The following is a 14103-nucleotide window of genomic DNA, read 5'->3' on the forward strand; positions in this document are numbered from 1 at the left end:
AAACCGCCATTGCGCGCCGACGCACACTGCGAACGTAGGATGCCAGGCCCTTGAGGGAATCTGCCGAATCTGCTCGATGCAGCCACTGCGATCAGCAAAGTGTACAGCGCCGTAAAATGCAGCCCAACCGATTTAAGAAATACAGAGGTCCCGGTGCACATTAAGTCGTTTCGAGTGCAGAATTTTCGCCGTCTCAAGAATGTCAGGGTAGACCTCGATAAAGAGACAACGATCTTCGTCGGAGCGAACAACAGCGGCAAGACCTCTGCGACGCATGTATTCCAGCGTTTCTTGGATCCCAAAGTCCGCTTCCAGATCTACGACTTCACCGCCGACTGTTGGGATAAATTCAACAGGTTCGACCCCACAACTAGTAGCGCGGAGACGGATCTACCCAAGATCTACTTCGACCTCTGGTTTGAGGTAGACGACGACAATGTGCACCGCGTGCTCGACCTGCTACCAGGACTTGACTGGAACGGGGAACCCGTAGGCGTACGCATGGTCTACGAGCCGAGAAATCCCTCTTCATTGGTGGCGAACTACCATGGCGCACGCAAGGAATGGAATCTATCCGAGGAAAAATCTGAGGCCACTTACAAGCCGTGGCCTCAAAACCTCACCGACTACCTGAGAAAACGACTGACAAACGAGTACGAGACCAACTACTACGTTCTCGACGCCCGGCAGTGTGACGCCGACCTTGTCCCCAACCCCGGGTACGAGCCCTTCCATCTAGGTTCGAATTCTTCCGGCGCCGGTGCGATAGTCAGCGCGCTCATCAAGGTTGACTTTCTCAATGCACAGCGGCACCTCACGGACTCCGAGTCGCATGGCCGCGCCGAGGACTTGTCTCGGAGGCTAAGTAAATACTACCAGCGCAACCTGCAAAAATTCGAGGCGGATCTAGGTGCTCTGAGCGCTATCGCCGACTCCGAATCTGCCCTCAACGAACACTTCGCTCAAGCCTTCGAGTCCATCCTCAAGAGCATCGAGCATCTGGGCTACCCGGGCACTACCAATCCCAGCCTCATGGTTAGGGCTTCGTTCAATGTGCAGAACGTCCTGAGTACGAGCGCCCGCGTCCACTACGCACTTCCCTCAATCCACGGCACCCCCTTCTCAGAGTCATCGCCGATCCTACCTGATCAATACAACGGTCTTGGCTTCAAGAACCTCATTTACATGGCGATTGAGATCCTGGACTTCCACCACGCCTGGGAAGACGTCGAAGGTCAGCGTCCGCCTGTACACCTCATCATGATCGAGGAACCAGAGGCCCATCTGCATGCCCAGCTCCAGCAGGTGTTCATTCGCAAGGTATTCGAATTGCTACCCGGCGCCAAGCCGGGATTCCATACACAGCTAGTTGTTACCACTCACTCGTCGCACATCTTGTACGAACGGAGCTTTCAACCGATCCGATACTTCTGCCGAGACAAGGTGACTGACTCTCTGCATTACAGTGACGTTAAGAACCTTTCGGTCTTCTACCACAAAGAAGAAGAAGCGACACGCGATTTCCTCCAGCAGTACCTGAAGCTCACTCACTGCGACCTCTTCTTCGCGGACGCTGCCGTCTTGGTTGAGGGGAATGTCGAGCGCTTGCTGCTGCCACTCATCATCGAACGCAATTTCCCCGACTTGCAGAAATGCCATCTCACTATTCTTGAAGTCGGCGGCGCATTCGCTCACAAGTTCCAAGAGTTGCTCGACTTCCTAGAAATAACGACACTCGTCATCACTGACCTGGATAGCGTCAAGCCGCCCCAGGATAAGAATGCGGAAAAGGAAGACTCCGAGAGAGGCAAAGCATGCAGGACAACCGAGTCAGCCGCTGTCACCTCTAACGAGGCACTCAAGCACTGGTTCCCGAAATTCCCTTTGATTGACGAATTGCTCAACCTTCCGGACAGCGAAAAGGTTGTCAAGGGTGACGGAGATCATGACAGAAACATCCGGATCGCTTACCAGACCCGTCGCCCCGCTAGATGGGGCGCCGACGTATCTGAGCTCGCCGGCCGGACACTCGAGGAAGCCTTCGCCCTCGAAAACCTGGCCTGGACTCAAGAGCAGTCGAGAAAAACCCTCGGCCTTTCCATTCCGGCATCGGGCGGCCTGACACTTCAAGCTCTACATGAGGCGATCTTTACGCGAGTTCGAAATCTTGACAAGACCAGATTCGCATTGGGCCTAATCGCCGAGCAGGATAATACGTGGAAGGCTCCCAAGTACATTCTTGACGGGTTGGGATGGCTCTGTGACCAATTGCTACCTTCACCTGCCGCGTCTGTGATGCCCGTGCCCTCGCCAGAGCCTGGAGGGGACGAATGAGTTCGCGCGCCTCCGCGCCAGACACGCCCGCCGATATTGAACTGCGCAGTCTCCTGGACGGAGATCACCTTAAATGCTTTGTCATGGTGGCTGGCGCCGGTTCCGGCAAGACGACCTCATTGGTAAAAGCACTTAATCATGTGGTGACTCGGCACGGTACCCGCCTCAGATCCCGGACACAGAACGTAGCTTGCATCACCTACACCGAGGTAGCAGCCAAAGAAATCCACTCGGATGTGGGTAACAGCCCGCTCGTTGCAGTGTCAACCATCCACAGCTTCCTATGGTCCCTGGTCAAGCCCTTCCAGAGGGATATTGCGAAGTGGGTCCAGCGTCGTGTAGATAAAAAGGTCCAGGAGCTCATAGAGAAACAGGAAAGTTACTCGTCGCGGACGCGTAAGACGACTATCGAGAAAGACTCTTCCGATCTCGAGAAGCTCCACACCCAGCGCAAACTCCTCAATGAGGTAGAACACTACTCGTATGGAACCGGAAGCGACTACGTAAAGGGAGTGTTGGGTCACGAAGATATCGTCACCATGGTTCCCGAGCTGATTCTCGGCAGCAGTCTTTTTGCACGGGTCGTCGCCAACAAATTCCCGTACATTTTCGTTGACGAGAGCCAGGACACCTTCCCAAACGTCGTTGAGGCTCTCAAGCATGTCAGCACCCAGGCGCAAGGCGCCGTCTGCCTGGGCTTCTTTGGTGACCCCATGCAGCAGATCTACCAGCGGGGAATGGGGGCGATTTCTCGGGAGCCAGGCTGGGACCAGATTGAGAAGCCCGAAAACTTCCGCAGCTCGAACAAAGTCCTCGAAGTGATCAACCGAGTGCGCTCCGAGGCCGATGGTCTGGTCCAGGTGCCTGGTCGCCCGGTAGACAAGCGAGTGGAGGGTGAGTTCTTCTTCTTCGTCCTGCCATCGGATGATCGGCGGAGTGAGCACTTGGAGCGCGTAAGGCTCTGGCTGGAGCAGCACAGCAACGCCGGCAGTTGGGCTGCGGACTCGACTGATTACGACGAGAACGCAAAGATCCTCATGATCGTGCACCGGATGGTGGCCAGGCGCATGGGTTTCGAGCAGCTCTACGCTGCATTCCATGACAGTGGCTCGAAGAGCTTGAAGGCGACGTTTGACGAGGGCAACGCTTGGCCACTCCGACCGTTTGAAGACGTGATCCTCCCCATATGCGCGGCTGACACCATTGACTCGCCGTCGGTGATAGCCGTTCTCCGTGAGCACAGTGCTGTGCTCGATATGGAAACGCCGGGCCCAGACATCAGGACGAGGATGATGCTCGCGCGCGAGGCCGTAGGGCGCCTCCGAAAGAGCGTAGAAACCGCTGGACTGGGCTCTGTGGGCACTGTCTTGAGGACGGCTGTCAAAACCGGTCTCGTTGCTGCGGATCCGCGGCTCTCCGCATACCTGGAGCCAGAGGGTGAGCACGCGGATATCGTGCTGTCATCGGAGACTGTGGAGGTTCTGGATGCATTCACTGCTTGCGACATAGGCGAGCTACCCGCCTACTTCAAATACATCGGACAACACTCACCCTACTCCACACAACACGGAACGAAGGGTGCAGAGTTTCCCAAGGTTATCGTGGTACTGGACGACGAAGAGGGGGATTGGGGCCTTTACTCCTACGAAAAACTGTTCGGGATCAAGGATCTTTCTGATGCCGATAAGAAGAACTTGGCTACCGGAAAGGATTCTGTCTTGGAACGCACGCGGCGGCTTCTCTACGTGTGCGTGTCGCGCGCGGTCGATTCACTCGCCGTTGTTCTTTTCGCGGGCGACATAGTGACGGCCAAGTTGGCGATCGAGCGGTCCGGGATCACCGCTGCGGGGAAGGTTCTCACAGAGGCTGACCTTGCTCTGCTTTGACGCACCTACGAAACCGCTTCGGCAAGATCCGCGATAGGTTTCATTGGTACAGGCTGGGGCGTTCTCTCTGTCCTGTACGAGGGCGGTGATGATCTCCCCTGTCCAAGGCCGCCGGCGTCCAGCGGAGGGTGCCGCCCTAGCCGGGGTGACCGACTTACGCGAGCGCGGAGAACAAGCGAAACAGTGTGCACGAGGGCGCGTCGCGGATGTGCTCGGCTTCCCCGTCCGTCAGGCAGGCGGAGAAGCTCGACGCAGCGCGTGGTGCGTTCGACGAGGGTGCTAGCGTTGGTCCGGGCGCAGCTGTACCCGGACCTCAACGAGTGGCGTAGCCGCTATTACTGCCGTATCCACGGCACGCTACAGCCCCCTCGTCATGGTGGCCGAGCATCAACCAGGCCACAAGCTCGTTCGGGACGCCTCTCTTACTCACTCTCCTGGGCAATCAGATCCAGGTAACGCCGGTACTGCTCATCGGATTTCTCCCGCCCTCGGACAAGGGTGCCCTCTTCCATACGGTACGTACGATCACGGTCCCCCGCGAAAGAGAGCCAGTTGAAACTGGTAGTGACCCATACATCGTCGTAAACGAGAACCTTGGCGTGGGTGGATTTAACACGCGTGAAGGTGAACTTCTCTTTAAAACGGCTGGCGAGGTTCTCGAGCTTGCGTACGGCGTCCCGATCATTTTTTGGGTCGTTGGGTGTGTAGCCGTATGCAATGTGAACGCTGACTCCACGGCGCAGACGGTTCTCAAGTTTGCTGATAAAGCTCGTGTTCACGATGTCGCGCTTGATCCAGGGAGCAATGAGAAGGATCCGCCTGCGCGCCTGTGTGAGGGCTTCTTCGAGAAGGTCCGGGTGTTCGAAGACGCCGATGGCCCGGATCTCGTTGCGCGGCAGCTCGTCAGACGGCTCTTTGGGAGCGACCGCAGCAAGCTGGTCCGCGGCCTGTTGCGCGCGCTGTTTGGTGACCTCAGCCAGGGGGATGCGGGCACGTTCCAGGTCAGGATCGAGTGGAGGCCGCTCGGCGGGGGCCTCGACTTGGATGCCGAGAGCCTTCGCACCGCCGTGGTTGTAAAGGGCGAGTTCGTGGTCCGGGCTCAACTCGCCGTCAATGACAACGCCGAGCTGAATGTCGGTGCGGTCGGCATCGGCATAAACGAGGATCTTCGCGGGCAGGACGCTGGGGGCTTGCGATTCGCTGATCTGCCTGACCTGCAGCACTTCGCGGTCGATCATGCCGCGTTCTCGCAGCTGGGCGTTGATCGCCGCGAGGGTGAGGTCGCTCATCTCGACCGGTCTGCGCTGGGCTGTGGGCAGGAGCAGCATGTTCTGCTCCTGGGCCTGCCGGCGGGGAATGATCACGCGACGATCGAAGGAACTTACCTTCCACAGCAACCGGTCGAAGATGAGTGGTTCGTTGACTCGGACAGGAGTGATTGACGAGAGCTCGCGTTCTTGCTGCTCACCACGAGGGGTCAATTTGAGTCGTCGTACACCATCGACACTGTCCGGGGGCCCGTACACCAAGAGGTCTCTTCGGAAGTGATCAGCGATAGTGTCGGTGACCATGCTGGAGGGCAGCCCTAGGAAGCCGGTAATAGCGCCATCCGTGCGGAGGTCCGTGTTCACGAGGCGCAGGACAAATTCATCGAGCAGGGGAATGTGCTTACGGTCCTGGGCGAGAACATCGGCGCTGATGCGGGTGACGGGCAGCGCGGCGTCGATAATGGCCGTCAGTTCCAGGCCCGCACGAGCGCTGTGAAAGCGAGCGGCCAACAAACTGTCGTGGCTAAACGTGGGCATCGCGTACCTCACAGTCCCCAAGGTGGCTGGTGATGTAGTCCAGGACATCTCGGAGGGCACCGGGCTTGCTCCGTGAGAATGTGGCATCACCAATCACAGTGAGGCCGTAGCGGGCACGGGAGAGCGCTACATTGATCCGCCTCCAGTAGGGCTTACTGAGGAACCCGAAGTCACCTCGGTCGTTGCTACGGGTGACCGAGAAGACGGCCAGGTCGCATTCGCGCCCCTGGACTGCGTCGACTGACAGGACATCGACGTTGAGGTGCTGGAACGTGACAGTGGCCAGGCGACGACGCAGTTCTTCGACCTGGCGTCCGTATGGCGCGATGACGAGAACTTCCAGAGAGCCTTCGCCGGAGGGTTTGATTACCCCTTGCGTGACGGCACGGTCGATGAGGGTCAGCCGATCGCGGACGATGTGGGTTTCTACACGGTTGGAGATGCTGGTCTCGGCTCCGGTACGGTCTGCCTCACGACGACCGGGGATTCTGGAGGTGTCGAGCCACAGGACTGGCTTCCCGAACTTCTCGTACCCCTCAAGGACCGAGGCATTTGGTGAGCGTAGATCCCCGCCATAGAAAACTGTGGAGATCATGTTCCCAATAGCCGGGGTCATGCGGTACTGCTCTCGCAGCATGTGCTTAACGGGGTGCTGCGTGTGCCTCTCCAGATAGGCGAACAAAGTCGTTGTCACCAGTTCCGGAATCAACTGGTGATCGTCCATGATCTTCTGATCACGCAGGATGTCCTCGTCAAGTGGGGGAAGCTGGCGAGTATCGCCTACAAGAATCCACTTGCGAGCACGGGCAAGAGGCACGAGCGACTCCGTCGCAGTGGCCTTGCTTGCTTCGTCAAAGATGCATACGTCGAATTCGAGGTTCCTGGCAGCGGGATGCCCGAGGAAGCCCAGCGCCGTGCCACCAACGACCTGACGAGTTTTGAGGTAAGCGGTCAGCAGGTTGGAGTCGGTGTCCATACGCTGCAGCCACTCGCCCTGGAGTCGCAACAGGTCCAGCATGGTGCGGCCGGCTTTCTGAGGGAAAAGGGCTTCAACGGCGTCCCGGGCGTCCTTAGCAGTGAGGTTTTCTCTTAGGGTCAGGTCACCTTCCAAACTCTGCTGGACGTCGCTAAACAGTTCGCGGCGACGCTCAAGCAGTTGGTCGTGCCGAGCTTGGAATGACAGGGCCTCCTCAGCGAGCTCACGGGCCGAACTTGTCCGTTCGGGAGCGGGCTGTCTAGACATTTCATTCAGGCGTGCTTGTACATGGTCGAGATCCGCTGCCACTGCTGCCAACTCTTCAAGATGAAGTGCGGCCTTGAGATGTCGGGCTTCCAGGCTGCTGCGTGCCGCGACGTCGTCAAGGAACTTCTCAGCTAGTTTCCTGACCTTACGAGTCCACCGCGTAATCTGCCGGTTCAGGAGCAGGTGCTGTGCGCCTTCTGCGACGCGTGGATCATCGGGTCGACCGAGCCGGACGATGTCTGTGACGCCAGCATCCGCGATGCGTCGCAGGGCGTTGTCGATAGCGATGTGCGTCTGGCTCACAATGAGGATGCGTGCCTCGGGCGTGCGCGCGAGCGTTTGTTCGACGATCTCCGCGATGACTGTTGTCTTGCCAGTGCCAGGCGGCCCTTCAACCAGCACCAAGTCCTGGCCACTCACCGCATGTCGGACGACGTCCCGTTTGCTGTCATCCAGGTCGGTGCGGAACCACTGGGTGATCTCAGCCGGAGGGTCGGTGGCAATCGCCGAGGGCGCGTTGATGATGTCGCGCAGCAGGCGGTTCGTGCTCTGCCCTGTCGACACGGCCGCAAGTGCGTCTCGCTGCCGGATCAGAGCAATTTGGCTCGGACCTTGGAACGGCAGGAGCACGCCTCGGGCGGGCACCCGGGTGCCCGCCCGACGGAAACGTAGTGTCACCGTCTGCTCGGTCTGAGCAGTCACCTCGCCTCGCGCCACGGGCCTACCCTGCCCGTAGGATGCCGCCGACCATTCCTCTCCCACCAGCGATGTGCTTATGGGGGTGGTGAGGTGAAAGACCGTGGTGCGGCCCGCCTCAATGATGCGTTCGTACTCCAGATGCTCCCGCCCCTGTACGGCGATCTCCTCACGCGCATCGAGCAGGCGGCCCCAGCCGTCGAACAAATCGCCCAGGCGCTGCACGTCCTGCTCATGTGCTGCCTGTTCCTTGTCGGCCTTGTGCTTATCCAGGCGGCCCAAGAGAAGGTCCCAACCCTGGTATGCGGCTTCCTCTCCAGGATCCCGGAACGTCCAGTTGAGCACGGGAGGGAGTTTCAGGGCGTGCTTGCGCCAGCGCGCCAGCCACTCCTCCCCCTTGGCCACAGCCGACATAACTACCGCGCGCTCACGCCGGGTCCCGTCCTGCTTGATGCGTACGTACCATTCGCTGCCAGCCACACAGATCGTGTTGACATCGGTTTCCTTGGTCTGCGTGTTGAAGCTGTAGTCGACGTGAACGGTTCCGCCCAGGTCGGCCAAGATGATGTTCCTGGCCCGTTCCATGTCCGGATCGTCTCCCCGGGGCACATCGGTGATACTCGCTGCTGCTCCGCGGGTAAGTTGTAGCCAAAAGTAGCTGCTGTGCCGGGCCTTCCTGTTGCCGCAGATTACGTCTGCTTCCAGAAGCTGCTGCTCAAGCACAGCAGCGTTCGCAGGACGCTTCCGCGGGTCAAAGTCGACGCAGCGGGCGAGGACTGCGCGAATCTCCGGTGCGAGATCCAGTTCCTCCAAGACCTCCTCAAGGTGGGGATAGTCGCTAGCCTTCCCACCCGAAAGGATCTGCAACGTCAGGACACCGAAACCGAACACGTCTCGCGTGTACGGCACCAGATCGTCACGCTCCGGCGGGGAGTAGGGGCTGGAGCGGAATTCAGCAACCGTCGCATCAGAAGCACCATTCACCTTGGAACGAATCTTGGCGATGCCAAAGTCAGCGAGTTTTGGAGTGCCGTCTTGAGTGAGCAGCACATTGCTGGGTTTAAGATCCCGGTGCTCGATCTCTAGGCCGTGGGCATAGGATAGGGCTTCGATCAGGGGTCTACCAGTCTGGTCGAAGAACGACTCCCAGCTTGTGGGGCGACGCTCTGCAAGATCGTCTTTGAGGCTACGGTCGACCCATTCCAGCGCGATGAAGTAGCGCCCGAGGTCACTGTCCCATCCTGAGTCGAGCATCCGCACGATGTTGGGATGCTCCAACTGCTTCAGCGACTGGGTCTCCCGCCCTAGAAAGGTCTCCAGGACCGCATCGTCTTCTTCCTGCCGTAGCAGCTTGATCGCTGCGAAGGCGCCGACCGGATCGGACATGTCGAAAGCCTTGCGGACTTCAGACAGCCCGCCGGTTCGCAGTTCGTCCCCCAGCAGCATGAAACGACCATTGATCACTTTCTTGGCTGCCACACACACCCCTCGTACAGCGGCTCCGGGCGCTGCTCGCCCCCATCGTCATCCTGCCAGCTCAGGGTGACATGCAGTCAGGGTCTGGGGCATATCGACTCTTGAACACAGCACGGGAGACGACTCCCGCCTCCTGATCTCTGCCTCGGCAGTGCACGCTCCGAGCAGGCCGCGTTGCGGGCGGCACTTCGAACCATCTACGCCCCGGGTAGTTCAGTCGCCGCCGATTCCTACACGATGTGCTCGTGCAACGGCCTATCTGGGCGACATTCAGCCAGCAGTTCCGGGTCGCTCCCCCGGCTAGCCAGGGGCACCGCCTGTCGTTTCGTGACGACGGCGTGCCCATAGCGTGCCCTTAAGACCGGTAAACCACGGTCAACAACGGTGCGCTCCTCCAGCCTCGGGTGTCGCACCACTGCATACAAGACCAGGTGAGAGGGGGCTCGGCTCCCCAAGCGCCGTCGCTTCCCAAGCTGAGAGCGCGAGTTCGATTCTCGTCACCCGCTCCACGACTAAGGCCCAGGTCAAAGACCTGGGCCGTTTTGCTGTCCTCTGCGATCACTCGTCGCGTGCCAGATTCGTGCCAGAACGCCTGTCGGGCTCTTTCTCCCTGGCAGCGGCCCGCGCCTTCCGTACGGTGGCGTCCAGCCCGGCGGCGACCTCTTCTTGCCGCTCGTCGTCGGAGTGCTGATAGATCAGCGCCGCCTTCTCCGAGGACTGCCCGGCACGCACCATGGTGTCTTTGAGCGTGGCACCGGAGCGCATGGACAGCGTGTGCCCGGTGTGCCGCAGGTCGTAGAACCGGAAGCCCTCGGGCATCCCGACGATCTCCCGTGCCCGCCGCCACTTCCGCCCGAAGGTGCTACGCCGAAACGGAGCCCCCTTCTCTCCGACGAAGATCAGCCCGTCCAGGCCCGGCTCGGCGTAGCTCTCCAGATGCCAGCGGAGCTCCCGGCGAAGGAACGCGGGAAGAATCACAGTCCGAGTGCCCGCCTCCGACTTGGTGTCGCCCTGGACGCGCCGCCCGTTCATCCGCTCGGGCTCGGCGAGACGCACGCGGACGCGCAGGTTGTCGAGGTCGACGTCTCGACGGCGGAGGCCGGCCAGCTCCTCCGGCCGCATCGGACCGTACGCGCCGAGGTAGACCATGAGCCGCCACCGCATCCCGACCGCTTCGGCGAGGGCATCGACCTGGGCAACGGTCGCGATGCGCCGCTCAGCCGCCTTCTCCTTCCCCGCGCCCTTGATCCGGCACGGATTGCGGGTGATCAGCTCGTCGTCCACGGCCGTTTCCATGATGGCCTTGAGGAGCCGGTACGCCTTGGCCGTCATCGTCTTGGCGTTCGTGGTCCGCAGCCGATCGGCCCGCCACTCGCGGACACGCGGAGCGGTGATCTCGTCCAAGTCCGACTCGGCGAAGGCGAACAGATGCTTGTCGAGGAGGTAGCGGTAGAGGTCGCGGGTGAGCGGTGCAAGCTCCCGCTCGTCGACCCACTTGTCGGCGTAGGCCCGGTTAGTTCGCATCGAGGGGCGATCTGACATCCACGGCTGACATCGACGACAGCGGACGGCGGCGCACACCAGCACCTCTGTCCGTCTGTCCCACCAGTCGGCGGCGACGGCATCCAGGGGGGAGCGTAGATCAACTCCTGAAGCGGTGTTCGTCCGGGCCCGAGGACATCGAACACGGCATGCACGGTTCCTCAATATGGGTTGTGCTGGTTCGGGTGTTTTGCTGTCGGTGGGGTGGCTGTGTGGTTACGGTCTGGTGCGATGGTTCGTGGTGACGCGGGGCGGGGTGGGTTCGTGACGGAGCGTTTGCTGCTGGAGGTGGCGGAGGGCGGCCGGGTGACGGTTCAGTCATGGCCGGCGGGTGAGCTAATTCCCAGTCGGGTGGGAGAGCCGGTCGCATTGGACCAGCCGTTGGACGGGCCGGTACTGGAGGAGTTGCGCTGGTATCTGGAGGAGTATCTTCGGGCGCCGTTCGGGGTGTACGGCGAGCGGGGACTGCAAGTGGCCGCCGAATTACCGGGGTGGGGTGAGCAGGTCTTTTCGGCGGTGTTCGGTGCGGGGCCGGCGCGGGATGCCTATCTGCGGGCGCGGACGCGGGCCGAGTCCCGGGGCAGCGGTATGGAGCTGGTGGTGGTGTCGGGCGCGGCGCAGGCGTTGGGGTGGCCGTGGGAGCTGATGCGGGACCCGGGGCGGCCGACACCGCTGGCGCTGGATGCGCGGGTGGCTGTCTCGCGCACCATGCCGACGGCGGATCTGGGTGAGGTCTTTACGGTCGGGGGGTCGCGGCTGCGAGTGCTGATGGTGATCTCCCGGCCGCGTGGCACACGGGACGTTGGTTATCAGATGATTGCCCGCCCCTTGCTGGAGCGTCTGGCAGCGGTGCGCGGGCGGGTGGAGCTGGTGGTGTTGCGCCCGCCGACCCTGGAACACCTCCACGAGGTGCTGACCTATGCGCGGCAGGCGGGTGAGCCGTTCCAGATCGTGCACTTCGACGGGCACGGAGTCTTCGGCCAGCCGTCCATTCCGGCGGGCGGGGCGGCTGGGGCGGGGCGGCCGGTGATGTTCCGGGGGCCGGGGCCGCAGGGGATGCTGGCGTTCGAGAAGCCGGAGGGTGGACCGGATCTGGTGCCCGCGGATGAGGTGGCGCGGATGCTCAAGCAGGCGCGGGTGCCGGTGGTGGTGCTCAATGCGTGCCAGTCGGCGGCGGTGGGATCGCAGGTCGAGGCGGCGGTGGCGACGCGGCTGCTGCAGGAGGGCACCGCGGCGGTGGTGGCCATGGCCTATAGCGTATATGCGGTGGCCGCCGCGGAGTTCATGACGGCCTTCTACGAGCGGCTGTTCGCCGGGGACCGGGTGAGTGAAGCGGTGGCCGCCGGGCGGCGCCGCCTGGCCCAGCAGGACCTGCGGCCCTCACCGAAGGGCATGATGCCGCTGGCCGACTGGGTGGTGCCGGTGTTGTATGCGCGCAGCGAGGTCCACTTTCCCGGCCTGCGCACCGAGCGACCGGCCGGCCGGTCCCTGGAGGAGATGCTGGACCGGATCCGCGAACGCCCCCCGAGGGACGAGACGAGCCCGGAACAGGCGTTGGAGGCGGTGGGGGAGTTCATCGGCCGTGACGCCCTGCTCTACACACTCGACGTGGCGGCACGGCTGCAGCGTGTGGTGGTGTTGCACGGGCCCGGCGGGACGGGCAAGACCGAGTTGGCCAAGGCGTTCGGCCGGTGGTGGCGCGACACCGGCGCCCTGGACCAACCGGACGGGGTCATCTGGCACTCCTTCGAACCCGGCGTTGCATCCTTCGGCCTGGATGGCGTGATCACCAGCATTGGGCTGCGCCTGTTCGGCACCCAGTTCGCCCTCCTCGACTCGGACGAACGCCAGGCTGTGGTGGAACAGATTCTGGGTGAACGTCGGCTTCTGCTGGTGTGGGACAACTTCGAATCGGTGCACACCATGCCCGACCACACCCGGGCCACCCCGCCCCTGCCCGAGACGGACCGCAACCAGCTGCGCGACTTCCTGACCCGCATCGCAGTCCACGGCACCAGCTCGGTCATCATCACCAGCCGTACCCCGGAAACCTGGCTCGGCCCCCAGGTGCGCCGGGTGGAGGTGCCCGGCCTGGACACCGAGGAAGCCAGCCAGTACACCGACCACATCCTGACCCCCTACCCCGACGCCCAGCCACGCCGGGAGCCCAAAGCCTTCGGGGAACTGATGCAGTGGCTAGACGGCCACCCGCTCAGCATGCGCATCATCCTCCCCCACCTGAACACCACCAGCCCCCAGGACCTGCTGGCCGGCCTTCAGGGCACGACCGCACTGCCCGATGCCGACACCGGCGAGCGAACCACCTCCCTCGCCGCCAGCATCACCTACTCCTTCACCCACCTGCCCCTCACCGACCAGCACGCGCTGGTCGCCCTCAGTCTCCTTCACGGCATCGCCGACGCCGACGTCCTGGCCTTCTTTTCGACGAGCCCGGAGATCCCCGAAAAGTTCCGCGGCCTCTCAAACTCAGAGTGGACAAGCCTGCTGGACCGGGCGGCAGGGGTGGGACTGCTCACCCCGCTGGGGGCGGGCATGTATCGCATCCACCCCGCTCTGCCCGCCTATCTCGCCGCTCACTGGCGCACCCATGCCCCCGATACCTACCGCGACCAGCACACCACCGCCACCCGCGCCCTCCTTGACGCCCATGCGGTTCTCGGCGACTGGCTCCTGCAACAGCTAAACAGCGGTGATGCCCAGCTCGCCATGGCATTGATCCACTTCCAGCAGCGCACGCTGGGCAGCATGCTCGGCCACGCCCTCGACCACAGCCTGTGGCCCCAAGCCCAGGCCATCGCCCAACCACTGGACACCTACTGGGACGCGCGGGGACTGGTGGATGAAGCGCGTGCCTGGATCGACCGCGCGCGACTGATCCTGGAAACCGCCGACGGCAGCCCACCCAGCCTGGGCACTCCGGCCGGGAACCTGTGGCTGCTCCTGACCGGCTCCCAAGCCAACCGACAAGCGCATGCCGGCCAGTTGGACCAAGCCAACCGCACCTACCGCGCCATCCTCAACGCCCTGCAGCAGCAGCCCACGACACCCCAGCAACGCGCCCATCTCGCCACCGCCTACCACCAGCTCGGCATGGTCGCCC

Annotated in this window: 6 protein-coding genes; 3 read left to right on the forward strand and 3 right to left on the reverse strand. The window is 62.1% G+C overall.

Annotated elements, in window-relative coordinates:
- The first annotated feature begins 153 nt into the window (after positions 1-153).
- Both SMA5143A_RS34615 and SMA5143A_RS34620 read left to right on the forward strand, forming a co-directional pair.
- The gene (locus SMA5143A_RS34615) at positions 154-2334 is read left to right on the forward strand and encodes an ATP-dependent nuclease (RefSeq protein WP_107466778.1); all 2181 of its coding nucleotides are present in this window, start codon (positions 154-156) and stop codon (positions 2332-2334) included.
- On the forward strand, positions 2331-4220 hold the full coding sequence (locus SMA5143A_RS34620) for a UvrD-helicase domain-containing protein (RefSeq protein WP_107466779.1): 1890 nt from the start codon (positions 2331-2333) through the stop codon (positions 4218-4220). The genes SMA5143A_RS34615 and SMA5143A_RS34620 overlap by 4 nt, the downstream gene beginning before the upstream one ends.
- A gap of 422 nt (positions 4221-4642) precedes the next feature.
- Here SMA5143A_RS34620 and SMA5143A_RS34625 read toward each other — a convergent pair whose 3' ends face one another.
- The 3 genes from SMA5143A_RS34625 to SMA5143A_RS34635 all read right to left on the reverse strand — a co-directional run bounded on the left by SMA5143A_RS34625 (position 4643) and on the right by SMA5143A_RS34635 (position 11069).
- On the reverse strand, positions 4643-6025 hold the full coding sequence (locus SMA5143A_RS34625) for a hypothetical protein (protein WP_107466780.1): 1383 nt from the start codon (positions 6023-6025) through the stop codon (positions 4643-4645).
- Complete coding sequence (locus SMA5143A_RS34630; RefSeq protein ID WP_258193898.1) at positions 6012-9443, reverse strand: serine/threonine-protein kinase; 3432 nt, start codon at positions 9441-9443, stop codon at positions 6012-6014. Before SMA5143A_RS34630 ends, SMA5143A_RS34625 begins: the two co-directional genes overlap by 14 nt.
- A 555-nt stretch (positions 9444-9998) precedes the next feature.
- Positions 9999-11069: a tyrosine-type recombinase/integrase gene (locus tag SMA5143A_RS34635; protein ID WP_375136580.1), complete on the reverse strand. Its 1071-nt coding sequence runs from the start codon at positions 11067-11069 to the stop codon at positions 9999-10001.
- 177 nt (positions 11070-11246) lie between these two features.
- On the opposite strand from SMA5143A_RS34635, the gene SMA5143A_RS34640 reads away from it, so the two are divergent.
- Positions 11247-14103, forward strand: a 2857-nt coding sequence (locus SMA5143A_RS34640; protein ID WP_181362148.1) for a CHAT domain-containing protein, incomplete at its 3' end; no start/stop codon positions are given.

This window comes from Streptomyces sp. MA5143a (assembly GCF_900290235.1).
Classification (GTDB): domain Bacteria; phylum Actinomycetota; class Actinomycetes; order Streptomycetales; family Streptomycetaceae; genus Streptomyces.